This is a genomic window from Streptomyces sp. Root1310 (assembly GCF_001426425.1).
GTDB lineage: Bacteria > Actinomycetota > Actinomycetes > Streptomycetales > Streptomycetaceae > Streptomyces.
The window spans coordinates 292,394-318,166 of the sequence record NZ_LMEQ01000023.1 but is presented as its reverse complement, the minus strand read 5'-3'; the positions used below and the strand labels follow the sequence as shown (position 1 = coordinate 318,166).

Annotated in this window: 17 protein-coding genes; 7 read left to right on the top strand and 10 right to left on the bottom strand. The window is 72.7% G+C overall.

All coding sequences use genetic code 11. The features are described from left to right. Window positions 1–9 precede the first annotated feature (9 nt). Both ASD48_RS25460 and ASD48_RS25455 read right to left on the bottom strand, forming a co-directional pair. The gene (locus ASD48_RS25460; protein ID WP_057604032.1) at window positions 10–1,305 is read right to left on the bottom strand and encodes an arsenic transporter; all 1,296 of its coding nucleotides are present in this window, start codon (window positions 1,303–1,305) and stop codon (window positions 10–12) included. A 76-nt stretch (window positions 1,306–1,381) separates the two neighbouring features. Then, window positions 1,382–3,751 carry a SpoIIE family protein phosphatase gene (locus ASD48_RS25455; RefSeq protein WP_057604031.1) on the bottom strand — a complete coding sequence of 790 codons (2,370 nt, stop codon included), beginning with the start codon at window positions 3,749–3,751 and terminating at the stop codon, window positions 1,382–1,384. Window positions 3,752–4,050: 299 nt separating this feature from the next. On the opposite strand from ASD48_RS25455, the gene ASD48_RS25450 reads away from it, so the two are divergent. Further along, window positions 4,051–7,137: a glycoside hydrolase family 2 TIM barrel-domain containing protein gene (locus ASD48_RS25450; RefSeq protein ID WP_057604030.1), complete on the top strand. Its 3,087-nt coding sequence runs from the start codon at window positions 4,051–4,053 to the stop codon at window positions 7,135–7,137. 590 nt (window positions 7,138–7,727) lie between these two features. Here ASD48_RS25450 and ASD48_RS25445 read toward each other — a convergent pair. Next, window positions 7,728–8,294, bottom strand: coding sequence for a cysteine hydrolase family protein (locus ASD48_RS25445; protein ID WP_057604351.1), 567 nt, complete (start codon window positions 8,292–8,294; stop codon window positions 7,728–7,730). Window positions 8,295–8,513: 219 nt separating this feature from the next. Here ASD48_RS25445 and ASD48_RS25440 point away from each other — a divergent pair, with 219 nt between their 5' ends. From ASD48_RS25440 to ASD48_RS25425, 4 genes are all read left to right on the top strand, one after another. Then, window positions 8,514–10,754, top strand: coding sequence for a glycoside hydrolase family 9 protein (locus tag ASD48_RS25440; RefSeq protein WP_057604029.1), 2,241 nt, complete (start codon window positions 8,514–8,516; stop codon window positions 10,752–10,754). 139 nt (window positions 10,755–10,893) lie between these two features. Beyond that, window positions 10,894–11,139 carry a hypothetical protein gene (locus tag ASD48_RS25435; protein ID WP_037735240.1) on the top strand — a complete coding sequence of 82 codons (246 nt, stop codon included), beginning with the start codon at window positions 10,894–10,896 and terminating at the stop codon, window positions 11,137–11,139. A 3-nt stretch (window positions 11,140–11,142) separates the two neighbouring features. Further along, on the top strand, window positions 11,143–11,520 hold the full coding sequence (locus ASD48_RS25430; protein WP_020128970.1) for a hypothetical protein: 378 nt from the start codon (window positions 11,143–11,145) through the stop codon (window positions 11,518–11,520). Window positions 11,521–11,957: 437 nt separating this feature from the next. Continuing rightward, on the top strand, window positions 11,958–13,592 hold the full coding sequence (locus ASD48_RS25425; RefSeq protein ID WP_057604028.1) for an RICIN domain-containing protein: 1,635 nt from the start codon (window positions 11,958–11,960) through the stop codon (window positions 13,590–13,592). 76 nt (window positions 13,593–13,668) lie between these two features. On the opposite strand, the gene ASD48_RS25420 is transcribed toward ASD48_RS25425, so the two are convergent. Next, window positions 13,669–14,838 carry a lactate 2-monooxygenase gene (locus ASD48_RS25420; protein WP_057604027.1) on the bottom strand — a complete coding sequence of 390 codons (1,170 nt, stop codon included), beginning with the start codon at window positions 14,836–14,838 and terminating at the stop codon, window positions 13,669–13,671. 195 nt (window positions 14,839–15,033) lie between these two features. Between ASD48_RS25420 and ASD48_RS25415 the strand changes: the two genes are divergently transcribed. Continuing rightward, window positions 15,034–15,501: an SRPBCC family protein gene (locus tag ASD48_RS25415; protein ID WP_057604026.1), complete on the top strand. Its 468-nt coding sequence runs from the start codon at window positions 15,034–15,036 to the stop codon at window positions 15,499–15,501. Window positions 15,502–17,576: 2,075 nt separating this feature from the next. Here ASD48_RS25415 and ASD48_RS25410 read toward each other — a convergent pair. The 3 genes from ASD48_RS25410 to ASD48_RS25400 all read right to left on the bottom strand — a co-directional run bounded on the left by ASD48_RS25410 (window position 17,577) and on the right by ASD48_RS25400 (window position 22,186). Then, window positions 17,577–20,879 (bottom strand): tetratricopeptide repeat protein, encoded by a 3,303-nt coding sequence (locus ASD48_RS25410; RefSeq protein ID WP_157880699.1) that lies wholly within the window; start codon window positions 20,877–20,879, stop codon window positions 17,577–17,579. A gap of 71 nt (window positions 20,880–20,950) precedes the next feature. Next, window positions 20,951–21,283, bottom strand: a complete 333-nt coding sequence (locus ASD48_RS25405; protein WP_057604350.1) for a trypco2 family protein — start codon at window positions 21,281–21,283, stop codon at window positions 20,951–20,953. Between the two features lie 273 nt (window positions 21,284–21,556). Beyond that, a complete protein-coding gene (locus ASD48_RS25400) occupies window positions 21,557–22,186 on the bottom strand; it encodes a hypothetical protein (protein WP_057604024.1) in 630 nt (209 codons plus the stop codon). 414 nt (window positions 22,187–22,600) lie between these two features. Between ASD48_RS25400 and ASD48_RS25395 the strand changes: the two genes are divergently transcribed. Further along, window positions 22,601–23,035, top strand: a complete 435-nt coding sequence (locus tag ASD48_RS25395; RefSeq protein ID WP_020128975.1) for a protease inhibitor — start codon at window positions 22,601–22,603, stop codon at window positions 23,033–23,035. Window positions 23,036–23,326: 291 nt separating this feature from the next. Here ASD48_RS25395 and ASD48_RS25390 read toward each other — a convergent pair whose 3' ends face one another. Genes ASD48_RS25390 through ASD48_RS25380 form a run of 3 tightly spaced genes read right to left on the bottom strand, consistent with a single transcriptional unit; the run spans window position 23,327 to window position 25,196 of the window. Further along, window positions 23,327–23,524 (bottom strand): CDGSH iron-sulfur domain-containing protein, encoded by a 198-nt coding sequence (locus ASD48_RS25390; RefSeq protein ID WP_057604023.1) that lies wholly within the window; start codon window positions 23,522–23,524, stop codon window positions 23,327–23,329. Continuing rightward, complete coding sequence (locus ASD48_RS25385; RefSeq protein ID WP_063887499.1) at window positions 23,505–24,167, bottom strand: HemK2/MTQ2 family protein methyltransferase; 663 nt, start codon at window positions 24,165–24,167, stop codon at window positions 23,505–23,507. The genes ASD48_RS25390 and ASD48_RS25385 overlap by 20 nt, the downstream gene beginning before the upstream one ends. 12 nt (window positions 24,168–24,179) lie before the next feature. After that, window positions 24,180–25,196: an iron-containing redox enzyme family protein gene (locus tag ASD48_RS25380; RefSeq protein ID WP_057604021.1), complete on the bottom strand. Its 1,017-nt coding sequence runs from the start codon at window positions 25,194–25,196 to the stop codon at window positions 24,180–24,182. Window positions 25,197–25,773 lie beyond the last annotated feature (577 nt).

Sequence of the window (25,773 nt, the reverse complement as noted above, 5' to 3'; positions counted from 1 at the left end):
CCCGGGCGGTCAGACGCCGACCACCTGCAGCGAGGCCCACAGCGCCACGACGGCCGGGACCAGCGCGGCCGGCACCGTGAGCAGACCCAGCCGGGTGAACTCCCCGAGCCCGACCCGCTCCTCACGCGCCTGCACCACACGCCGCCACAGCAGTGTCGCCAGCGATCCGGCGTAGGTGAGGTTCGGGCCGATGTTCACCCCGAGCAGCACCGCGAGCACCGCCCCGGTCCCGGCCGGGGCGGCGAGCGGCACCAGGACCAGCACCGCGGGCAGGTTGTTGATCAGATTGGCCAGGACGGCGGCCAGCGCGGCGACGGCGAGCAGGGCCAGCAGACCCGAGCCGTCCGGGAGGAGGTTCCGCAGGGCGTCGGCGAGCCCGTTGTCGACGACCGCGCGCACCACGATGCCGAGCGCCAGCACGAACGCCAGGAACCCGGGCGCGGCGGCCCGCACCACGGCGACCGGTGTCACCCGCCGCCGTATCAGCGCGCGTCCGGCCATGACCAGGGCGCCGGCGAACGCGGCCCAGGCCGGTTCGATCCCGACGGCGGACGCCACCACGAACCCGACGAGCGTGCACGCGACGGTGACCAGCGCGAACAGCGGCAGCTCGGGTGCCGGGCCGTCGTCGGCGGCGGGCTCGGCGGCCGGCAGGTCCTCGGCGAAGAAGCGCCGGAAGACCAGGTATTCGGCGACGATCGCGACCACCCAGGGCAGGGCCATCAGGGCGGCGAACCGGGTGAAGCTCAGCCCGCTCGCCTCGAACGCGAGCAGGTTGGTGAGGTTGGAGACCGGCAGCAGCAGCGAAGCCGTGTTCGACAGGTGCGCGCAGGCGTAGACGTGCGGCCTGGCGCGCACGCCCATCCGGGCGGCGGTGGCGAACACCACCGGCGTCAGCAGCACCACGGTCGCGTCCAGACTGAGCACGGCGGTGATCACCGAGGCCAGTACGAACACCGCGACCAGCAGGCGTCGCGGGCTGCCGGCCGACTTGCGGGCCATCCACGCCCCGCACGCCGTGAAGAGGCCTTCTACGTCGCACAGGTGCGCCAGCACCAGCACCGCCGCGAGGAAGCCCACCACCGGTCCGAGCCGCTCGGCCTCCGCCAGCGCGTGCTCCGACGAGACCGCCCCCAGGGCTGTCACCAGTGCGGCGGCGGGGACCGCGACGAGTGCCTCGGACCGCCCGGCGGGGCGCAGCACGGCCCATCCCAGGGCGGCGGCGAGCAGGACGACGGACAGCGTTTCGGCGAGCGCGGAATTGATGGGGTTCTCCGGGGGCGGGGTGTGATCGTGCCCGCCCAACTGACTGGTCCGGGTGTCCGTCCATGAAAACACGTGGGGGTAAAGCGACCGCCAAGCGAGCGTAAGGGCCGGCGCCTCACTCCTCGTCGAGCAGGCTCAGCTCAGCCCAGATCGTCTTGCCCTCGGGGGTGTGCCGGCTGCCCCAGCGCTGCGTGAGCTGGGCGACCAGCAGCAGGCCGCGGCCGCCCTCGTCCCAGGTCTTCGCCCGGCGCAGATGCGGGGCGGTGTGGCTGGTGTCGGACACCTCACAGATCAGCGTGGTCGCGTCATGGATCAGCCGGAGCCGGATGGGATGGGCGCCGTAACGGATGGCGTTGGTGACCAGTTCGCTCACCACCAGCTCGGTGGTGAAGGAGGCCTCGCTCAGTCCCCAGCGGGCGAGCTGGTCGACCGCTTGCTTGCGGATCGGCGCGACCAGCGACGGATCGGCGGGGATGTCCCAGGTCGCGACCTGGGAGGCGGGCAGGCCCCGGGTGCGCGCGAGCAGCAGGGCCACGTCGTCGGCGGTGCCGCCGGGCGGGAGCAGGGCGTGCAGGATCCGGTCGCAGGTCTCGTCCAGGGAGTCCGCGTACGCTGCCAGCGTCTCGCTCAGCAGCAGCAGTCCGGAGTCCGCCTCCCGCTCACGGGACTCGATCAGGCCGTCGGTGTAGAAGGCGAGCACACTGCCCTCGGCGAGCTCCAGCTCGGCCGACTCGAAGGGCAGCCCGCCCACCCCCAGCGCGGGACCGGCCGGCAGCTCGACCCGGCGGGCCGGGCCGTTCGGCCGCAGCACCACGGGCGCGGGGTGCCCGGCCCGGGCCAGCGTGCAGCGCCGCGACACGGGGTCGTACACCGCGTACAGACAGCTGGCGCCGACCTCGCCCGGGTTGCCCTCGGCGCCGGCCTCCTCCGACAGCCGGACGACCAAGTCGTCCAGGTGCGTGAGCAGTTCGTCGGGGGCGAGGTCGATGTCGGCGAGGGTACGCACGGCGGTGCGCAGCCTTCCCATGGTGGCCGAGGCCTGGATGCCGTGCCCGAGGACGTCCCCGACGACCATGGCGACGCGCATCCCGGACAGCGGGATCACGTCGAACCAGTCGCCGCCGACCCCGGCGCGGGCGGCCGGCAGATAACGGGAGGCGGCGTCGACGGCGGCGGTGCGGGGCAGCGAGCGGGGCAGCAGGCTGCGCTGGAGGGCGAGGGCCGTCTCGCGCTCGCGGGAGAACCGGCGGGCGTTGTCGATGCAGACGGCGGCCCGGGCCGTGATTTCCTCGGCCAGCAGCACATCGTCCGGAGTGAACGGGTCCGGCCGGCGGAACCGGGTGAGGACCGCGACGCCGAGCGTCATACCGCGCGCCATGATCGGCACGGACATCGTGGAGTGGATGCCGAGCTCGCGCACCCGGGCGCCGCGTGCCGGGTCCCAGGCGAGCCAGGCGTCCAGACCGCCCTCCGCCAGGGAGCCGATGATCGTGTGTCCCGCGACCAGCGAGTCGGCCTGCGGGGAGCCGGCCGGGTAGTGCTGTACCTCGCCCGGCTTGGCCACCGCCTCCGGGCTGCCGGCGTTCACCGAGTGGTGCGCGGCCCGCCGCAGCCCCACCGGAGGGCTGAACCGGCTCGGCGGCTCCCCGCCGTCCTGCGGGTCGAGCAGGTCGACGCTGACGAAGTCGGCGAGCGCGGGTACGCAGACCTCTGCCAGCTCCTGAGCCGTCCGGAGGACGTCCAGGGTGCTGCCGATGCGCACGCTGGCCTCGTTGACCAGCTGGAGCCGCTCGCGTGCCAGGTAGTTCTCCGTGAAGTCGTGGGCGGACAGACACACACCCCGGATCCGGCCGTCGGCGTCGGTGACCGGCGCCATCCGGGCCAGCCAGGCATGGGCCCGTGCCTCGCCTCCGGTGCGGGTGTACGTCTGCACGTCCTGCGGCCGGCCGCTGGTGAGCACCTGCAGCATGTGTTCCTCGAGCTCCGAGCTCTGCGGCCCGCCGCCGATCTCGGCGAGCCGAAGCCCCCGGACGCGTTCCTCGGGCAGTCCGATGACCTCGCGCATCGCGTCGTTGATCCGGCACAGTCGCAGCCGTTCGTCGTAGACGGCCACGGCGCAGGGGGACTGGACGAGGCCCGCCGCCGCGAGGAGGGCGTCCGACGGGCCGGTGTCGGCCCCGGCGAGCGGGGTGACGACGAGCCACTGTGCGGGGTCGTCGGCCCGGTCGGTCAGGCGATGCGCGAGCAGCCACACCCGGACCGGGCGGCCGTCGCGATGGCGCAAAGTGACCGTTCCGTCCCAGCGCATACCGGTGAGGTCGAATGTCCCGTCGGCCAGCAGTTCCGTGGCGGGCCGGCCCAGGACATCGGCCGGGGTCCAGCCCAGCAGGGCCCGGGCGCCCTCGTTCCACCCGATCAGCGCGCCGGAGTCGTCGACGACCGCCCGGGCCGTCGCGGCCTCGTCGAACGGATACTCCGGGCTCATCCAGGCACTCCATCGCGGACACTCACAGTGAACAGGTACGTCACTTCCGTTCCAGCCTAGTGTGTCCCGCTCCCTGACGGACGGGAACCCCCACGGCTCGGCTGAACAGCGAGTTCCCGTCGTGGTCAAGGGCTAAAACCGGCCGATCCGGCGCGATCACCGGCTGCGGAGCCCGGACCCGCCGCCGGAGCGGGCGGGCGCGTCCGGCCCCTTGACGGGCAGGAGCGGCCCGTCGTCAGATTCTGTTTGTTAACGATCAGTTGTGAGTACTTCTGGTTCCTGATGAGGGAGAGCCGGCCATGACGGTCACTCGCAGATCGGTCCTTCTCGCGTCCACGGCCGCACCGGCCGCCGGAGCGTTCCTCGGCACACCGGCGGCACAGGCCGCCGCGGACGCCGTGCGCGCCTCCGGCCGCCGCACGGTCGCGCTGCGCGACGGCTGGCGCTTCGCGCTGGCCGACCCGGGTGGGATCACCGACCCGACCGGGCAGTACGCGCACGCCGCGGACCCCGGCCACGACGACTCGACCTGGCGTGTGGTGGCGGTTCCGCACGACTGGAGCATCGAGCAGACGCCCACCACGCAGAACGGCACGACCAGCGGCACCGGCTTCTTCCCCGGCGGCCTGGGCTGGTACCGCCTCGCCTTCACCCTGCCGCCCGGCCACGCCGGCCGGCGGATCTCCGTCGAGTTCGACGGCGTCTACATGGACTCGTACGTCTACTGCAACGGCACCGAGGTCGGCCGTCACCCCTACGGTTACACCGGTTTCGCCTTCGACCTCACCGACCTGCTGCACACCGACGGCACCACCGAGAACGTGCTCGCGGTCAAGGTGCAGAACCGGCTCCCGAGCAGCCGCTGGTACTCCGGCAGCGGCATCTACCGCGAGGCCCGGCTCGTCGTCACCGAACCGGTGCACGTGGAGCGCTGGGGCACGTACGTCACCACCCCCGAGGTCACCGACGAACGGGCCGTCGTCCGGGTCGCGACCACGGTGGCGAACGCCTCCGGCACGAACGCGGACGTCGAGGTCGTCTCCCGGGTCCTCGCGCCGAACGGCCGCACCGTCGCCCGCGCCTCCTCCACGGTCTCCGTCGCCGACCGGGCCACGGAGACCCAGGAACTCACCGTGACCCACCCGCAGCGATGGGACTTCGAGACTCCGCGCCGCTACACCCTGGAGACCGAGCTGCGCGTCGCCGGCCGGGTCACCGACACCTACCGCACCCCGTTCGGCATCCGCACCTTCCGCTTCGACCCGGACGAGGGTTTCCACCTCAACGGCGGCTACGCCAAGATCAAGGGCGTCGACCTGCACCACGACCTCGGCGCGCTCGGCGCCGCGATCAGCGTCGACGCCGTCCGCCGACAGATGACGATCATGAAGTCCATGGGCGTCAACGCCTTCCGTACCTCCCACAACCCGCCGTCGCCGGAGATGATCCGGATCTGCGAGGAGCTGGGCATCGTGATGCTGGTCGAGGCCTTCGACTGCTGGAAGACCGGCAAGACGCGGTACGACTACGGGCGGTTCTTCGACGAGTGGTGCGAGCGGGACGCCACCGAGATGGTGCTCGCGGCCCGCAACTCGCCCGCCGTCCTCCTGTGGTCCATCGGCAACGAGATCCCCGACTCCACCTCCACCGCCGGTCTCGCCATGGCGGACCGGATCATCACCGCGATCAGGGCCGCGGACGACACCCGTCCGCTCATCATCGGCTCGGACAAGTACCGCACCCCGCCCGCCAAGGGCTCCGCCGCCGACCTGATGCTCGCCAAGCTGGACGGCCTCGGCCTGAACTACAACACCGCCAAGTCGGTGGACGTCCTGCACGCGACCTACCCGCACCTGTTCCTCTTCGAGTCCGAGTCCTCCTCCGAGACCTCGACCCGCGGCACCTACCAGGAGCCCGAGCACCTCAACACCGGCGAGAACCACACCCCCGGCAGGCGGGCGACCTCCTCCTACGACAACAACCTCGCCTCCTGGACGATGAGCGGCGAGTACGGGCACAAGAAGGACCGCGACCGGAAGTGGTTCACCGGGCAGTTCCTGTGGTCCGGCATCGACTACATCGGTGAGCCCACCCCCTACAACGTCTTCCCGGTGAAGGCGTCGTTCTTCGGCGCGGTCGACACGGCCGGGTTCCCGAAGGACATGTACCACCTCTTCCGGAGCCAGTGGGTCGACGAGCCCATGGTCCATCTGCTGCCCATGACCTGGAACCACCGGGCGGGCGACACGGTCGAGGTGTGGGCCTACTCCAACGCCGACACCGTGGAGCTGTACCTCAACGGCAAGTCCCTGGGCGTGAGGAAGTTCGACACCAAGCAGACCGTCGACGGCCGCGGCTACCTGGAGACCACCGAGCCCACCGGGGACGACAAGACCTTCACCACCGGCCCCTATCCCGGCAGTTACACCAGCCCGAACGGCAGCGCGGGCAAGCTGCACCTGACCTGGCGGGTGCCCTACCTGCCGGGCGAGCTGAGGGCGGTGGCCCGCAGGGGCGGCAGGACGGTGGCCACCGACGTGCTGCGCACGGCCGGCGCCCCGCACGCCGTACGCCTCACCCCGGACCGCGAGTCCCTTCCCGCGGACGGGCGGTCGCTGGTCTTCGTCACCGCCGAAGTGGTCGACGCGCACGGGACGGTGGTGCCCGACGCCGAACACCTCATCTGCTTCGAGGTGAGCGGCGGCTCCCTCGCCGGCCTCGACAACGGGCGCCAGGAGAGCGCCGAGCGCTACCAGGCGAGCACACGCACCGCCTTCCACGGCAAGGCCCTCGCCATCGTGCGCTCCGGCACCGGGGCCGGCTCCCTGAGGGTGACCGCGCGCGTGGACGGGCTGCGCAAGGGCACCGCCACCGTGCGCACCGCGCCCGCCCGCCAGAAGGCGACGACTCCTCCCGCGGCCTTCGTTCCCGACCTGCCGGCGCCCGTGAACTTCCCCTATGCGGACGCCAGTTACTCCGGCCGCCCGGACACCCTGCCCGCCGCGCTGCTGGACGGCGACCCCGCCACCGGCTGGTCCAACGCCTTCGCCAAGTCGGCCACCGCCCTGCTGCCCGCCTTCGGCGGGGCCCGGCCGCGGGACTGGGTCTCGGTGGACTACGGGCGCACCCGGGACTTCGACCGGGTGGAGGTGTCCTTCACCGTCGACGCCACGCACAGCCTGCCCGCGGCGCTCGAGGCGGAGGTGTGGGACGGCGAGCGCTATGTGCCGGTCACCGGGGCGACCGTCGACTGGGCGACCGCCTCGGACGCGCCGACCGCTCTCACCTTCGACCCTGCCCGCGGCTCCGGCCTGCGCCTGACCCTGACCAGCAGCGCACCCGGCACACCCCAAGGAGCGGTCCGCATCACCAAGCTGCAATCCTGACCCGGCCGACCCTGAYCMGGSCGACCCGGCCGATCCTGATCAGGCCGACCCGGCCGATCCTGATCAGGCCGACCCGGCCGACCCTGACCCGGGCGACCCGGCCGATCCTGATCAGGCCGACCCGGCCGAYCCTGAYCMGGSCGACCCGGCTGACCCTGGTCCGGCCGGGCCTGCCGACCCGGCCGACCCTGGCCCAGCCGACCCGGCCGGACAGCGCAGCCGGTTGAACCAGCGGAAGCGGATGGGCTGCTGCCCGCCCGGCCTGCTCAACCGCTGGCGGCCCTCCCGCGGCGCGCCGGGGCCGGACCGGTCGGGCGGCGCTCCCGGCCCGGACGACCACCTTGCTGGAAAAACCCGGTCGGGTCCCTCTCGGGCGGCCCGGACATCCCGATCCGGAGGACACCCGGCCACTGCTCCGGGATCCGTGACGAAGTCGCCCCGGGCAGGCCGGTTCCGGAGTGGTCGGGTCCGAGCCTCCCCGGTCCGAGCCCGTCCGGTCGGACCCTTCCAGACCGGTCCGGTCCGGTCCAGTCCGGACGGACGGACCGGGGGGCGCTGCCGCCGCCCAGTGACCCCGCGCCCAGGACGCCTCAGCCCGCGTCGGTCGCCTCGAAGGTCACCTTCGCGGTGTCCACCGTGCCAGCCTCCCGCCCGGGTGCGCTCTGCCACGACCAGTACAGGTTGGTGTGCGCCATCACCTGCTCCGGCGCCGGAGCGCCGTACTTGCTCAGGTCCTCCGTCGTGTGCGCGTCGCCGACCAGCGTCACGTCGTATCCCCGCACGAAGGCACCGTGCAGCGTCGAGCGGATGCACGCGTCGGTCTGCGCCCCGGTGACGACGACCCGGCCCACCCCGCGCTCCGCGAGCACCGACTCCAGCTCGGTGTCCTCGAAGGAGTCCTGGTAGGTCTTGTGGACGAGCGGCTCGGCGTCGAGGCGGACCAGTTCCTCGACGTACTCCCAGTTCTCGCTGCCCCGTTCGAGGTCGTCGTCGGAGTGCTGCACCCAGACGACCGGCACGTCCTGCGCGCGGGCCGCGTCGACGAGGGTGTGGATGTTCGCGATCACCTCGTCGCGCCGGGGCGCGCCCGCCACCACGCCCTTCTGGACGTCGATCACGAGCAGGGCGGTGTTCGGCCGGTCGGGCAGGGTGGTCATGGAGAACTCCGGTTCCTCGTCATGGGCGTGATCGGTGCTCGGACGGTCCACCTTAGGACGCACCACCGACAACGGGCTCGAAAGCCATCTCGTCCGGACCGTTGACGGGGTGTCATGACTCCAACAACCATGTCCTGCGACCCCGCTCTGGGAGCGCTCCCACGCGATGCGGCCCGCATCCCGTACGGAGCGTCCCGCACTTCCCCGAGGAGCCTGGACGTGAAACGAAGCGGAACCACCCTGCTGTCCCTCGCGGCCCTGCTGGGTGCGGCGCTCACCGCGCTGCCCGTGCAGCAGGCCGGTGCCGAGGAGGTCGAACAGGTCAGGAACGGCGGCTTCGACACGAGCGCCGACCCCTGGTGGACCAGCAACGTCACCGCCGGTCTCACCGACGGCAGACTGTGCGCCGACGTGCCGGGCGGCACCGTCAACCGCTGGGACTCCGCCGTCGGCCAGGACGCGATCACCCTGGTGAAGGGGTCGTCGTACCGGTTCTCCTTCAGTGCCTCCGGAGTGCCCGAGGGGCACGTGGTGCGGGCGATCGTGGGCCTCGGTGCCTCCCCGTACGACACCTGGTACGAGGCGACCCCGGTGCTGAACGAGTCGGGAGACGCCTACACGTACACGTTCACCTCGCCGGTCGACAGCACCCAGGGGCAGGTCGCGTTCCAGGTCGGCGGGAGCGCCGATCCGTGGCGGTTCTGCCTGGACGACGTGTCGCTGCTGGGCGGGGTGCCGCCGGAGGTGTACCAGCCCGACACCGGGCCACGCGTGCGCGTGAACCAGGTCGCCTATCTGCCGGCCGGGCCGAAGAACGCCACCCTGGTCACCGACGCCGGCGCGAAGCTGCCCTGGCAGCTCAAGAACGCCTCCGGGGCGACGGTCGCGCACGGCTGGAGCGTGCCGCGCGGGCTCGACGTCTCCTCCGGGCAGCGCGTCCACTCCATCGACTTCGGCGGCTACCGCACGCGCGGGACGGGCTTCACGCTGGTCGCCGACGGCGAGACCAGCCGCCCCTTCGACATCGGCACGGACGGCTACGACCGGCTGCGACGGGACGCGGTGAAGTACTACTACACGCAGCGCAGCGGCATCGCGATACGGGACGACCTGCGGCCCGGGTACGGCAGAGCGGCCGGCCATGTGAACGCGGCCCCCAACCAGGGCGACTCCGCGGTCCCGTGTCAGCCCGGGGTGTGCGACTACACCCTCGACGTCACCGGCGGCTGGTACGACGCCGGTGACCACGGCAAGTACGTCGTCAACGGCGGCATCGCCACCTGGGAGCTGCTGAGCACCTACGAGCGTTCCCTGCTCGCCCGCACCGGCGACCCGGCCGCTCTCGGCGACGGGACGCTCGCCCTTCCGGAGAGCGGCAACAAGGTGCCGGACATCCTCGACGAGGCCCGCTGGGAGCTGGACTTCCTGCTGAAGATGCAGGTGCCGGACGGGCAGCCGCTCGCCGGCATGGCCCACCACAAGATCCACGACGAGCAGTGGACCGGCCTGCCGCTGCTGCCGAGCGACGATCCGCAGAAGCGCGAACTGCACCCGCCGACCACCACCGCGACCCTCAACCTGGCCGCCACGGCCGCCCAGGCGGCCCGCCTGTACCGGCCCTACGACAAGGCCTTCGCGGCGAAGGCGCTGACGGCCGCGCGCAAGGCCTTCACGGCCGCACTCGCGCATCCGGACGTGTACGCCGACCCGAACGACGGCACCGGCGGCGGGGCCTACAACGACGAGGACGCGACCGACGAGTTCTACTGGGCGGCCGCCGAGCTGTACCTCAGCACGGGGGAGAAGCAGTTCGCCGACCAGGTGGTGAACTCCCCGGTGCACACGGCCGACGTCTTCGTCCCCAACGGCTTCGACTGGAGCCGGACGGCCGCCGCCGGCCGCCTCGACCTGGCGACCGTCCCGAACCGGCTGCCCGGCCGCGACAAGGTCCGCCGATCGGTCGTGCGGGGCGCCGACACGTATCTCGCCACGCTGGCCGGACAGCCGTACGGCATGCCCTACGCCCCGGAAGGCAACCGCTACGACTGGGGTTCCAGCCATCAGGTCCTCAACAACGCCGTGGTCATCGCCACGGCCTACGACCTCACCGGCGCCTCGAAGTACCGGGCCGGGGCCGTCGAGAGCATGGACTACGTCCTAGGACGCAACGCGCTCAACCTGTCGTACGTCACCGGCTACGGCGAGGTGAACTCCCACCACCAGCACAGTCGCTGGTACGCGGGCCAGCTGGACCCGACCCTGCCCGACCCGCCGCGGGGGACCCTGGCGGGCGGCGCGAACTCGAGCATTCAGGACCCCTATGCGCAGGGCAAACTCCAGGGCTGCGTGGGCCAGTTCTGCTATATCGACGACATCCAGTCCTGGTCCACGAACGAGACCGCGATCAACTGGAACGCGGCGCTGGCCCGACTGGCCTCCTTTGTGGCCGATCAGGGATAGGGCGCGATCGGCAACCGGATCGGCAAGAGGTCCCGCCTGATCGGCAGTGTTCAGGTTCGAACACCTTCCGGTACCGCGCGGTCATCAGTTTGACCTGGGGATATTTACGAGTAAGTACCCGCGCGGTACCGTGAAGGGCATGCCAGCCCTCAATGTGGAATTCAGCGATCGCGAGCTGGAGGACCTGCGGCAGATCGCCAAGGAACGCGGTACGTCGATGAAGGCACTCGTGCGGGAGGCGGCCGCCGCCGACATCGCGCGGCACCGGGCGCTCCAGGAGGGCGCGGAGGCCTTCCGCAGGTTCTTCGCCTCGCACGCGGACGAGTTCGCCGCCGCCTTCCCCGAGGACGAACGTTCCGTCCGGGGCGAGGGGCGGGTCGCCTGACCGATGACCTCCGTCATCCACATCGACGTGCCCTGGCTGCTCCAGCGCCACGAAGAGGTTCTGCCGGAGCAGCCCACCGTCAACGACTTCTCGGCGCTGGTCGCCGCCGTCGCCCGGCACCGGGTCGACCCGCCCAAACTCGGCGTGGACTCCGATCCGGCCTGGCGTGCCGCCGCGCTGCTGCACACCCTCACCGTGCTCAAGCCCCTGCCCTCGGCCAACGCCCGCTTCGCCTGCGCGACGGCGGTGGCGTACATGTTCACCAGTGGGGTCGGTATCGATCCGCCGTACGGCGCGCTCGTCGACCTCGCCCGCGATCTGCTGGACGGCAAGACGGACGTCTACGGCGCGGCGGACCGGCTGCGGTCCTGGCAGATATAGGCAAAGCGCAAAGCCTCAGGGCCGCCGGCCGAGGGCGGGAGGAACAAGGCCGGCGGCCGTTTCGCGCAGGAGAGCCGCCGTCCTGCGCGGGGCCTCCGAGGAAGTGGCCGGTTCCAGCCAACTACGCGGGCCGGTGCGCCGGGAGAGTGCGCGGCACCCTGCCGTGTGCGCGTGTTTCACACGGGGCGCAAGGGTGAATTCCGGCCGGTGCGGCAGAGCCCGTGGAATGGCGGGATACCCGGTCCGGGGCGGCCCCGCCTATCGACTTTTTATCAACAAGGCGCAGCTTCAGCTCTCGCCTTGTTGTGCGCGACTCAGTTGTGCAAAGGTGAACCGCCCGTGCGAGGGGTCATGACCACACCCCGCGCGTTCGTCGGCGGAGGCGAATTCACGCTCCCTGCCGCACCGGACAGGTACGTACCAAAGGAATGCGCTCAGTGCCCACCCCTCAGCCTCCTCGTCCGCCCTACCCTCCGCAGGGCGGGGGCCCCGGAGAATCCGACGAGTCACTCGCCGCGGGAATACGCGGCGGCGCGGACAGCGAGGTCGCCCAGTCCACCGCTCTGCTGATCGCCCGGCACTGGCGGCCGGTGCACGAGTACGCGGTCATCTGCCTCGCCTCCTCCGGGAACGTCGCGTCCATGGTCACCGCGGCCGCCTTCCACCAGGTCCTCGACCGGCTGAAGCTGGGCGAGCCGGGGACCGCGCTGCGGCCCCGACTGCTCGTGACCGTGCGGGACATGGCCCGGCTGTGGTCCGCGGACGAGGGACTCTCCGGCGTGCTGCCGGTGCTGCGCAAGCCGGCCGGCGCCCGCGGGATGCGGGCCGCGAAGTCCATGATCCCGGAGAACCGGGTGCTGGCGGAACGCTCGTTCCAGGGCCTTCCCGCGGTCGCCCGGTGCGTCCTGTGGCATGTGGAGGTCGAGGCCGAGGACGTCGCCGTCGCCGCCGGTCTGCTCGGTATGGACACCGACACCGTGGCCTCGGTCCTGGATCAGGCCCGGGACAAACTGCGTGAGGGAGTCGTCCGGGCCCACCGCGAACTCGCGCCGAGCAAGGACTGCCGCTTCTACAACCGGCTCCTCGACGTCCCGATCCGCCGCGGCGGCGACCTCCTGCCTGACGTGCGCAAGCACCTGGACGAGTGCCGTTACTGCCGTGCCGCCGCCGAACAGCTCGGCCACTTCGAGAGCGGCCTCGGCGTGCTGCTCGCCGAGGCGGTGCTCGGCTGGGGCGCCCGCCGCTACCACGACACCCGCCCCGGCCGCGCCAAGCAGCAGACCGTACGGCTCAAGGGCTCCGCACGGCACGGCGGCCGTGGCACCCGCGGCAGGGGCGGCAACCTGCTCTCGCGCATCCCCTCGCCCCGCCGGCGGGCCTCGGGGCAGAGCCGCTCACCGCGCGCGCTGTTCACCGGTGTCGGCCTGGCCTCGGCGGGTCTGCTGACCACCCTGCTCGCCGCCGGCATGTGGTCGGACGACGGCGGCGCCGACCCGGCCGCCTCCACCAGCGGCAGCGTCCCCGGCATCGACTCGCAGGCCGCCACCGCCTCGCCGACCGCCCCGGGCACCGCCCAACTGCCCACCGCGCCAAGGCAGACCAGGCTGCGCAACGCCGCCGCCGACCTCTGCCTGGACGTCCGGGGCGAGGCGAGGGCGGGCGCCTCCGTCGAACTGGCGGACTGCTCCTCCGACGCGACCCAGCAGTGGTCCTACGACGACGACGGGCAACTGCGCAGCGTGGCAGGGCCCGGCCTGTGCGTGGACTCCCACGCGGACGCCGGGGTGGTCATCCTCGGCTCGTGCGTGGACGAGACCGACGCCCGGGGGGACGACGTCCGCTACGACCTCACCGTGCAGGGCGAGTTGCTGCCCCGCTGGGACGACGCGCTCGCCCTCGCACCGGCCGGGGAGGAGCCGGGCGCGGACGTGGTCGTGAAGGTACGCGACCACTCCACCGGCCAGCGCTGGCTCACCGACGTCACCTCCGCCACGCCCGGTTCCCTCGCGGTCACCGGCACGGACGCGCCCGCGTCGGCCCAGCCGGTCGACCTGGCGGACGGCACCGCCTGAGGGACGCGGCACACGAACCCCGGCCGGCCCGTGGACCTGGGCGGGGACCGGTGGCCGCGCGGTCACCCGCCCGTCGTCACCCGGCGTCCTCGACGAGATCCGCCGGGCCCACGGTCCCCGGGCCGGCGTGGCCGGACAGCGCCAGGGTGAGGTCGAACTCGGCGAGCAGACAGCGGATCACGTGTTCGACACCCGGCTGCCCGTCCAGGCCGAGGCCGTAGACGTAGGGACGGCCGAGGAGCACCGCCCGCGCGCCGAGGGCGAGCGCCTTGAAGACGTCGGCGCCGGTGCGCACCCCGCTGTCGAACAGCACCGTCAGCCGGTCGCCGACCGCCCGCGCCACCCGGGGCAGCGCGTCGGCGGCCGCGACCGAACCGGCGACCTGCCTGCCCCCGTGGTTGGAGACCACCACGCCGTCCATCCCGGCGTCGGCGGCGAGCCGGGCGTCGTCGGGGTGCAGCACACCCTTGAGGACGATCGGCCCGTCCCAGTTCTCCCGCAGGAACGCCAGGTCCGGCCAGGTCTTGCCGGGGTCCGCGAACAGACTGACGAAGTGCAGGACGGCCGCGTTCGGGTCCTCGTGCACCGGCTTGGCCAGGCCCGCCAGGAAGGCCGGGTCGGTGAAGTGGTTGGCGGTGCCCACGCCGTGCAGGAACGGCAGATAGGCCTGGTCGAGATCACGGGGCCGCCACGCCAGCAGCGGGGTGTCCAGGGTGACGACGAGCACCGTGAACCCGCTCGTCCGCGCCCGCCGCAGGAAGCTGCGGGTCACCTCGCGGTCCTTGGACCAGTACAGCTGGAACCAGCGCTCGGCGTCCCCCATCGCCTCGGCCACCTGCTCGATCGGCGTGCTGGACGCCGACGACATGATGAACGGCACCCCCTGCGCGGCCGCCGCCCGGGCCGCCGCGGACTCGGCCTCCGGATGCATGATCGACAGCACGCCGACGGGCGCGAGGGCGAGCGGCGCGGGCAGCGCGCGGCCCAGCACCTCGACGGACAGGTCCCGCTCGTGCACGTCCCGCAGCATGCGCGGCACGATCCGGCGACGCTCCAGGGCCGCACGGTTCGCCCGCGCCGTGCTGCCGTCCCCCGCGCTGCCCGCCACGTAGCCGACCGGCCCGGGGCCGAGGCGCTGTTCGGTGAGCTCCTCGAGCCGGGTCAGGTCGGTGGGCAGCCGGGGGACCGCGCCCGTCATCCCGTTGAGATAGATCTCGTACTGGAAGTCCGCCCAGTGCTTCGCCATCCGTACGTCCCGCCTCTCGCCGTCCCGTGATCCGGCGTCGTCGCCGTCGCAGGGCGACCATACCGGCGGGTCGGTCGCGCCGGTCCGGGGATGCCGGACCGTCCCCGGCGCTGTCCTCCCGGGACCCTCGCGATCGTCCGGTCCGCCCACCGCGTTCGGCCTGCCCACCGGATACCGCCGTTCTAGACTCGGACCATGCACAGGACCGACCGCGCCGGCCGGATGGTCGCGGCATCACCGGCGGCTGTCTACGATGCCCTCCTCGACCGGAAGGCCCTGCAGACCTGGCTGCCGCCGGACGGCATGCGCGGACGGGTCGAGCGCTGGGATCCCCGGCCTGGTGGCGGGTTCCGGATGGTACTCACCCACCTCGACCCCACCGGCGACCCCGGCAAGACCTCGGAGACGACGGATGTCGTCGAGGTCGGGTTCGCCGAACTGGTGCGACCCGAGCGCGTGGTGCAGCGGGCGGTGTTCGAGGCGGACGACCCGTCGTACGCGGGCACCATGACGATGACCTGGCACCTCGTTGCCGCCGGTGAGGGAACAGAGGTGACCGTCACCGCCACGGACGTGCCGTCCGGCATCGACCAAGCGGTGCACGAGGCCGGGATGGCCTCCTCACTGGCCCACCTGGCGTCGTACGTCGAACGGGTCGGCTGACTCGGGCCGCCGGCCGCGGCAGGACCCCGCCCCGCCCCGGCGAACCGGGCACCGGGTGGGCCCCCCGAGATTCAGCGGGTGACTGCCCGTCGCCGCGCTCAGGAGTCCGTCGTCCGTCTTCTTCGCCTCGCGTACGCGGCAAGGGCGTGGGCGGGCGGGTACCGGACGGCTTCCGACAGGGACGTCACTCGGAAGGAGCTGCACCCAGACCCAAATACAGCCGGGACAGACGGTCGGTTGCTTCCCGGCTTGCGGCCAGGGCCTCCTTCCGCCGCCCCATCTCATTCAACCTGGTGGACAGGGTGTTCAGGGACTCGGCGAGGTTGGACAGGTGGGCGTCCGAGTTCGTCGCCGCGAGGTCGCGGTAGTGGCCGGTCGCCTCGCGGCTCGCGGCCAGGGCCTCCTTCCGCCGCCCCATCTCACCCAACCTGGCGGACAGGCTGTTGAGGGACTCGGCGAGGCTGGGCAGGTGGACGTCGGAGTTCGTCCGGGTGAGCGCGCGGTAGTGGCCGGTCGCCTCGCGGCTCGCGGCCAGGGCCTCCTTCCGCCGCCCGATCTCACCCAACCTGGCGGACAGGTTGTTGAGGGACTCGGCGAGGTTGGGGAGGTGGGCGTCCGGGTTGGCCGCCGCGAGGTCGCGGTAGTGGCCGGTCGCCTCGCGGCTGGCGGCCAGGCTTTCCTGGCGCTGGCCCACCGCGCCCAGGCTCGCGGACAGGATGTTCAGGGTTCCGGCGAGGCTGGGGAGGTGGGCGTCCGGGTTGGCCGCCGCGAGGTCGCGGTAGTGGCCGGTCGCCTCGCGGCTGACGGCCAGGCTTTCCTGGCGCTGGCCCACCGCGCCCAGGCTCGCGGACAGGGTGTTGAGGGACAGGGCGAGGTTGGGGAGGTGGGCGTCCGGGTTGGCCGCCGCGAGGTCGCGGTAGTGGCCGGTCGCCTCGCGGCTGACGGCCAGGCCTTCCTGACGTTGCCCCACCGCGCCCAGGCTCGCGGACAGGATGTTGAGGGACCCGGCGAGGCTGGGGAGATGGGCGTCCGGATTCGTCTGGGCGAGGGCGCGGTAGTGGCCGACGGCTTCCCTGCTGAGGGCCAGGCCCTCCTGGCGCTGCCCCACGACGCCCAGGCTCGCGGACAGGGTGTTCAGTGACAGGGCGAGGTTGGGGAGGTGGGCGTCCGGGTTCGCCGCCGCGAGGGCGCGGTAGTGGCCGACGGCCTCCCGGCTGACGGCCAGGCCCTCCTGACGCTGCCCCACCGCGGCCAGGCAGGTGGACAGCGTGTTGAGGGACTCGGCGAGGTTGGGCAGGTAGGCGTCCGGGTTGGCCGCCGCGAGGTCGCGGTAGTGGCCGGTCGCCTCGCGGCCCGCGGTCAGGGCCTCCTGGCGCTGCCCCACGACGCCCAGGCTCGCGGACAGGGTGTTGAGGGACGCGGCGAGATTGGGGAGGTGGGCGTCCGGGTTGGCCGCCGCGAGGTCGCGGTAGTGGCCGACGGCCTCCCGGCTGACGGCCAGGCCCTCCTGACGCTGCCCCACCGCGCCCAAGCGGGCGGACAGGTTGTTGAGGGACATGGCGAGGTCGGGCAGGTGGGCGTCCGGGTTCGCCTGGGCAAGTGCGCGGTGGTGGCCGGCTGCTTCCTGGCTCGCGGTCAGGGCTTCTTGGCGCTGCCCCACGGCGCCCAGGCTGGAGGACAGGTTGTTGAGGGATCCGGCGAGGCTGGGCAGGTGGGCGTCCGGGTTCGCCGCCGCGAGGTCGCGGTAGTGGCCGACGGCCTCCCGGCTGACGGCCAGGCTCTCCTGGCCCTTCCCCACGACGCCCAGGCTTGCGGACAGGTTGTTGAGGGACATCGCGAAGTTGGGGAGGTGGGCGTCCGGGTTCGCCGCCGCGAGGTCGCGGTAGTGGCCGACGGCCTCCCGGATCGTGGCCAGGGCCTCCTGGCGCTGCCCCACGGAGCCGAGGCTCGCGGACAGGGTGTTGAGGGACATGGCGAGGTTGGGGAGGTGGGCGACCGGGTTGGCCGCCGCGAGGTCGCGGTAGTGGCCGGTCGCCTCGCGGCTCGCGGCCAGGGCCTCCTCCCGTCGCCCCGTCTCACCCAACTGGGCGGACAGGGTGTTGAGCGAGGCGGTGAGGTTGGGCAGGTGGGCGTCCGGGTTCGCCGCCGCGAGGTCGCGGTAGTGGCCGGTCGCCTCGCGGCTCGCGGAGAGGGCCTCCTCGCGCTGCCCTACGGAGCCGAGGCTTGCGGACAGGGTGTTGAGGGACATCGCGAAGTTGGGGAGGTGGGCGTCCGGGTTCGCCGCCGCGAGGGCGCGGTAGTGGCCGACGGCTTCCCGGCTCACCGCCAGGCCCTCCTGGCGCTGCCCTACGGGGGAGGTGGGCGTCCGGGTTCGTCGCCGCGAGGTCGCGGTAGTGGCCGGTCGCCTCGCGGCTCGCGGTCAGGGCCTCCTSGCGCTGCCCTACGGCGCCCAGGCYGGWGGACAGGKTGTTGAGGGACRTGGCGAGGTTGGGGAGGTGGGCGTCCGGGTTCGTCGCCGCGAGGTCGCGGTAGTGGCCGGTCGCCTCGCGGCTCGCGGTCAGGGCCTCCTCGTGCTGCCCTACGGCGCCCAGGCTTGCGGACAGGGTGTTCAGGGATCCGGCGAAGTTGGGCAGGTGGGCGTCCGGGTTCGCCTGGGCGAGGCCGCGGTAGTGGCCGACGGCTTCCCGGATCGCGGCCAGGCCTTCCCGGCGCTGCCCTACGGCGCCGAGGCTCGCGGACAGGGTGTTCAGCGACGCGGCGAGGTTGGCCAGGTGGGCGTCGGGGTCTGCCTGGGCGAGGGCGCGGTAGTGGCCGGTCGCTTCCCGGATCGTGGTGAGGGCCTCCTCCCGCTGCCCCATCTCACCCAACTGGGCGGACAAGGTGTTCAGGGACGCGGCGAAGTTGGGCAGGTGTTCGTCCGGATCCGTCCGGGCGAGAGCGCGGTAGTGGCCGACGGCTTCCCGGATCGCGGTCAGGGCTTCCTGGCGCCGCCCCAGGGCGCCCAGGCTCGCGGACAGGTTGTTGAGGGACATGGCGAGGTCGGGCAGGTGGTCGTCCGGGTTCGCCCCCGCGAGAGCGCGGTAGTGGCCGGTTGCTTCCCGGATCGTGGTGAGGGACTCCTCCCGCTGCCCCATCTCGCCCAACCGGGCGGACAGGTTGTTCAGGGATCCGGCGAGGTTGGGCAGGTGGTCGTCCGGATGTGCCTGGGCGAGGGCGCGGTAGCGCCCGGTGAGGGTGTGGGCGAGGCGGAGCACGGTGCGAGCGAGGCGCTGGCTGGAGTACGGGAAGTGGTAGTAGAGGGTGGTGAGATCGTCCAGGCTCGTGGCGGGGTCGGTGGTGATCGTGTCGAGGGCGGCGGTGAGGGGGGCGGGGTGGTCGGTGCGGGTCGCGGTGGAGATGATCGCCGCGGTGAGCTGCTGGGCGCGGCGGGTGCACAGGGCAGTGAGCCGGTCGTCCAGCCGGTGGTCGAAGACGGCGTGGGCGGCGGCGCGGCTGTAGACGGTCAGGAGCTGGGTCGTCTGGGCGTCGTCGGCGCCGTCGAGGAGGTGCTCGGCGAGCGCGGGGTTGGCGTCCAAGGTGCGGCCGACGTGGCGTTCGGCGAGGCGGTCGGGTTGCAGGGTGCCCCAGGGCAGCGGGGAGGTGGCTGGGTACAGGGCGGCGATCCAGGCGGTGACGGTGTCGCGCCGGTCGCGAGGCTGGTCGGCCAAGGCGGAAAGCCGCCCCCACAGCACGTCGGCCTGGTCGCGGTCGGCGGCGCCGGCCAGGTGGGCTGCGGCCAGGGCCGTCTCCAGCGTGGCGGTGGACAGGCCCGGGGTGAGGCCGCGGGCGGCGGCACTCTGGTGCCAGTAGCGGCGTTCGTGTCCGAGCAACCGGTCCTCCACACCCTCCGCGTCCTCGCGCGCCGTGTCGCTCGTGGCCCAGCGGGGGCCGGGCCCGGACTCTGCCAGGTCGACGGCCCCCGGTGTGGCGGTGTCGAGTGCGGTGGTGTCGAGAAGGTCGGCGAGGGCGGTCATGTGGAGGGTGAGGGCATTGCCGTAGGCGTCCTCGTTCAGCCGGACAGGCAGGGGAAGGCTGCTCGCGATGCCGGGCCAGTCGTGGCCGGCCAGGCCTTTGACCTGACCGAGGGCGGGGGCCAGCGCACGGACGGCGGCACGGTAGGCGTCGGGCCGGGCGCCGGGGTCGCTTTCCAGGGGTTCCAGCAGGCGGGTGGGGGCGGCGTCCAGATAGTCCTGCGCGAGACTTCCGGCGGTAGCGGCCTGGTACCACCAGTCGCCGGCGGTACGGGCCAGCAGCAGCACCTTGAACGGAGCTGTGCCGGAGTGGTCGGCGGCGGCCTCGACCAGGGCGGCCAGCTGCTCGGTGCGTGTCTCGGCGTAGTCGAGGACGACCAACAGCGGCTTGGAGACGTCTCGCAGGTGCCGCAGCTGATCCGCCGTGGCGTCAGGGCGGGGCCACAGCACAACCCACCGATCGGCGGTCAGCAGCGAGGCGAGGTGGTGGGCGAGGCGGGTCTTGCCCTGCCCACCGGGCCCGTACAGGAGCCACGCTCCGAACCCGCTCCGGGCGCACCAGGTCGTCAGTTCCTCCAGCAGCTGCCGACGGCCGTGGAAGGGGACGGTCTGCCGCGCGGCGGGCAACAGCGCGGCCGGTGAGCGAACCGGCCCGGTGGCTCGGGGCCCGGTGGCCGGATCGGCGAGGTGCTGCAACTCCACCGCGTCCAGACCGGACGGCGAGGCGCCATGCGTGGCCAGGGCGGTGCGGAAGGCCGCGTCGTGATGCAGGACATAGGCGGGGACGGCGTTGAGCTGTCCGTGGCCGGAGTGGGCCCGGTCGGAGGCCACCACGCCTACGAGCAGGCGGTCACAACAGACCGCCGCACCCGACAGCCCGCCCCACGGCGAGGTGCCGGGCGCCGACGACTGCGGCGGATGCTGGAGGAGGTCCATCACATACCGGTTGTGGGTGATACCACTGCCCGGGTTCAGCCTGCCGCGCAGTTGCACGGCCTCCACCGCCCGGCCCTCGTGCTGGGCAAGATCGGGCACCCCCCAGGTCTCACACTCGGCACCGGGCCGGTCCGTGACCAGCCGGCCCCAACGCACCGGGGCGACGGGCGCCCTCCACCCCGGACTGTCGTCGACCAGGACGAGCGCGGCATCGTCCCTGCCACCGGACGTGCCGCACCACACGACCACCCCGTCCAGGACACGGTCCCCGCCGGGATGGAACACCTGAACGCGCCGCCTGACCGGCGCCACGTCCTCCTCCCGCGGCACGGTGACGACGTGCGCGGAGGTCAGCACCAACCGTCCGCCCAGCGCGTACCCCGACCCCGGACCACCCGGTCCCGTCACCCCGACAAGACGCGATCGCTCCACCCCGACACCCCCGTTGATCCGTCACCGACCCACAGCCACGATCCCCAGGACCGTCCCCGACTCCCGGCGGGTCAGTCCTCGATGCGTCCCGAGGCGTCGCCGGGGCCCGCCACCCGGTTGGAGCTGCCGCTGACCAGCAGGTCACCGCCGTTCGCGCTGCGTGGCGTCAGCGTGAACTGCACCCGATGCGTACGACCGCGTGAGACACCGGCCTTGGCCTCGGCCCCGACCGCCCACAACCGGAATCCCGCCTTCGCGCTCGCGTCCGCGCGAATCTCCACCTCGAACTCCATCTCCACCGGGCCCACCGCGAACACCAGATCCGGATGACTCCCGCCCACGGCCGCAGCCGAGATCAACTCGTCCCGCACCGCAGCCACTGCGGCCACCAATGGAATATCCATGACATCCACCCCTCCCGCGACAACACGCCCTTCCGGTGCCAACACGGTAGAACCGCCATCACGCCACCCGCAGCCCAACCTTCAACTTCACGACCGTAGGAGCCCTGCGGGAACGCCACCTGATGCCTGACCACATCCAGGAGGAGCGGGCGAATCGTCACCGTCGCCCTGCCGGCGAGGACGGGGCGTCACGCGACATCAGGGGGCGGAGGCCGTCACTGATCGGGGCCTGCCGAACGTCCGGCGTGGGCAGGACCCCGACCAGGGGGTGAATCATCCTTCTTCCGCGTCGGGTGTGGACGAATCCATCCCCTCACCGCGACCGCGACCGCGACCGGGGCCGGGTTCGGAGTCGGAGTCGGAGTCGGCGTTGGGGTCCGGGGCCGCATCCGGGCCCTGGGCCCGCACCCGCTGGACGTGTTCGAGGGAGTCGCGCAGCTCGGTGAGCCAGTCGTCGGTGTGACGCTGGACCAGCCGGACACACCAGGCGAGCGCGTCGCTGCGGCTGCGGGCCACGCCCGCGGCGATCAGGGTGTCGAGGACCTGGCGTTCGGGCTGCCGCAGCCGGGTCATGACGGGCGCGGCCACGTGGGTGAACAGGGCCCGCTCCCCGTCGCACACCACACCCCAGGACACCTTGCGCCGGAACCGGTGTTCGGCGTCGCGGGCCACGGCGACGCGGGTCTCCCGGGTGCGCTCCCGGAACTCCTGGATCCGGGCGGTGACCGCCGCCTCCCGCTCGGCGGCCGAGGCGTCCTCGGCGAGCCGGGGCGCGGGGATGCGGCCGATCACGGTGATCTCCTCGCGGTCGACCGTCACCTCGGCGGGCTCCTCGAAGAGGTCGTCCGGCAGGCGGCCGGCGAACCAGCCCCTCAGCTTCTCTTTCTGTTCGTTGGTAATCATGTAATGACGATTACTCCGCAGGTACATGAACGCAAGGGGTCGAGAAGGAGTCCGCCGAGAGCGGAACGGAAGGATGTGCGGAGGGAGCTCGGAGGGGTGCGCGGAGGGATCCGGAGGAGGGTGCGGAGGGGTGCGCGAAGGGAACCGGAGGCCCAGGCGGAATGTTTCAGGCCGATTAACGAAGCTATGGAAACCGGTCATCGAGCCGACCGAAGGGATCATGAAGCGCTTGCTTTCGGCGTTGGAACGTTCGAATTCCGTTACTTCTCGCCACTGCTTCAATACGCAAGGTTACTGAAACCCATGGGGTCGATGTGAGATTCGGCCGTGGACTCGGCAGACTCGCGCTCGCCGCGTTCGACACCGACCGAGCCGGACCGGCACACCCCCGAATCGAGCGGAAGGATGCACACAATGCGGAACACCGCGCGCTGGGCAGCGACCCTCGGCCTCACGGCCGCCACCGTCTGCGGATCCCTCACCGGATCCGCGCTCGCCGCCCCGGCCGCAGCGCCGACCTCCCTCTACGCCCCGTCGGCCCTCGTGCTGACCGTGGGCCACGGAGAGACCGCCGCCACCGTCAACGCGGCCCGGGCCGTCACCCTGAGCTGCGCCCCGACGCCCTCCGGCACCCACCCGGCCGCCGCCCGTGCCTGCGCCGAACTGCGCGCCGCCGGCGGCGATCTGGACGCCCTGGCGGGCCCGGGCGACGCCGTCTGCACGAGGCAGTACGACCCGGTGGTCGTCACCGTCGACGGCGTATGGCAGGGCAAGCGCGTCTCCTTCGAGCGCGCCTTCTCCAACGAGTGCGTGAAGAACGCTGCCGGGAGCAGCCTCTTCGCGTTCTGAGACCGGGATCGCGTGGTCCCCGTGGACGCCGAGAGAGGCTCGTGAGGTGGGGAGTGCGAGCCCCTGACACGGGAGCAGCGTGATTCCGTACCCGGAGGCCGGTCGGACAGTGTGGGGCTGTCCGCCGGCCTCCGGTGCACCCGTTTCCGGAAACGGCGCGCCGAGCCCGGCACGGCACCCCGCCGCGTTGTCGGATCACCCGAGTGCATCCGGTGCGCGGGCGATCCTCCGCCTTGCGATGCACCGCACCGGACGCCGCGCGCTGATCCGACGCGCATGGTCGGACACGCCCTAGGACCGCTCCCGGTGGCTGGTGTCGCACCAGGGATAGCGGCGGCTGCGCCGGCAGGTGCACAGGGCGACCCGGAAGCGGTCGGAGGCGACCGTGGTGCCGTCCTCCAGTTCCACCTCGACCGGTCCCTCGACGAGCAGGGGCCCCTGGCGCTGGACGCTGATCCGACAGGGCCTGTCAGCTGGGGAGTTCGGCACGGACGACCACCAGTTCCTCGTTCTCGTCGTCGGCGGACAGCAGGCCCCGTTCCCGCAGCCAGTCCCTGCGCTCGCGCAGTACCGGGCCGAAGGGAATGCGGCGGCGTCGCGTCACGGACGCCTTGAGGCCGGACGCACGCAGGACCGTCAGGGTGCTCGCGGGGTCGCTGAGCGCGGAGTGGACCATCAGCAGCACACCGCCGGGCCGCAGCAGCGGGGGCGCCTCGAGGCAGATCCGGTCGAGCAGGAGCCGGCCGTCACCGCCACCGTCCCAGGCCCGTGCCGTCCCGCGGCCCACGCGCTCGCCGGCCGGCGCGGGCACGTACGGCGGGTTGGTCAGGATCAGGTCGAAGGACTGTCCGTGCACCGGCGCGAAGAGGTTGCCGCGGTGCACGCGCACCGGCAGCCGCTCCCGCCAGGCGTTCAGACGGGCGGAGCAGACCGCGCGCCAGGACACGTCGACCGCGGTGACCCGCGTGCCGCGCCGTGCGGCCTCCAGCGCCAGCGCACCGGTGCCGGTGCCCACGTCGAGCACGTCGGCGCCCGGGTGCAGCGGTTCTTCGGACAGTGCCCCGGCCAGCAGGGCGGTGTCCTCCTGAGGGGCGTACACGCCCGGGAGTACGAGAGGATTCACGCCGACCAGGTACCCAGGAGATCAGGAAATATGGGCATTTTCCTGATCGGTGAGTGGGGTGCGCAGGGAGGACTCGCCCGAGCGCCAGGCACGGAGCAGGCGGGCGGCGAGGCGGTCCTCCAGGTACCCGGTGGCGTCGAGGCCGAAGGTGACGTCGGGGGCCAGGTGCGGCTCCTCGTCCAGCAGACCGCCGATGACGTCACGGCGTACCACCTGCTCGTGCACGGCGTCGGCCTCGACGTGCTCGTCGTAGAAGTGCACGGCGGCGGGTCCGGCGTCCGCGCGGCGCATCGCCTGCGCCAGCCGCCGGGAACCGGGCGAGGAGGTGATCTCGACCGCCGCGAAGTGGCCCACGAGGGCGCCCCTGAGGGACCGGTGCAGGCCGAAGAGGGACATCAGGTTGACCGTGGCCAGCAGCTCGGCGCACGCGGCGTCCAGATAGCGGCCGTAGGTGGTGTCGAGGCCCAGGTCCGTCATGAGGTCCGCGAACAGCTGTGCGTGGACGCGGTCGGGTCGGCCGCCGCCCCACTCGTCGAACTCCACCGCCGCCATCGCCGCCTTGGCCCGGCCCCACAGCCTCGGCAGCACCCACGCGTGCGGGTCCGCCTCCTTGAGGTGGTAGAGGGACCGCTGGGCGGCGTACTCGCGCAGCTGCCACAACTCGCCCTCGGTCGCGAGGAAATGGCTGACGCCCGAGCCCTCGACGGGCTCGACGAGAAGCTCCGCGAGCGCGTCCCCGACGGAGTCGTGGACCGGTGTGTCCTCGCGCAGGGCGGTCAGGAAGCGGTGCTCAAGAGCGGCCCGCACCCGCAGCAGGCCGGGGTCCCACTCCCGGTCCGGGGCCACTCCCGCGAAGCCGCGGTAGTGCAGCTCGTAGCAGAGGTACAGGGCCAGCTGGAGGTCGTCGCCGTACGCGGAAGCGGACGCGACCGTCGCCGCCGCGGGGAGCGTGTCGGCGCCGGCCAGATATCCGCGGACGGCCGCGGACACCGGGCCCCGGGCGACCGGCAGCTGTGGTCCATGGGGGTCGTGTGCCATGCGCGCCGGGTACCCCACGCACGCCGGACCACCCGCCCTGGCCCGGACCCACCCGCCTGGCCCGGACCACGCGGAGCGACCCGCCGGGCCGGACGGACGCGACGGCTCAGGCGGAGCGACACTCCGCAGTCGACGGCTCCGGCGGCCCCGGCGGTTCCGGTGGTCCTGGTGGTCCTGGTGGTCCTGGTGGTCCTGGTGGTCCCGGTGGCCCCGGGGGTCCCGGCCGTCCCGGCGGCTCCGACGGCTCACGCGGCGTGGCCTGGCCGGGCCTGGGCGGCGGCCCAGCTGCTCCGGGCCACACCCCTCCGCTCCGATCGGCCCGAGCGCCGGCCGGGGGCCGCAGGGGCCGGGCATGCCGCCGGACCTGGCCTTGGCCGGCCGCCGGTTCGGGTCCGTCCGGGCGGCCGACGGACGGTCACGCCGACGGACGGGACCGTGGCGTTCAGCGGCGGGGGGCCGTCGGGCCCGTATGGGCCGGGCGGCCGCTGTCACGGCCTCTTCCGGGATGGGGCCGCCCGGCGCGCGCCCGGCTCGGCCGGCCGCGACCGGCCCTTGGCCGTGTGCACCGGCAGAGGGA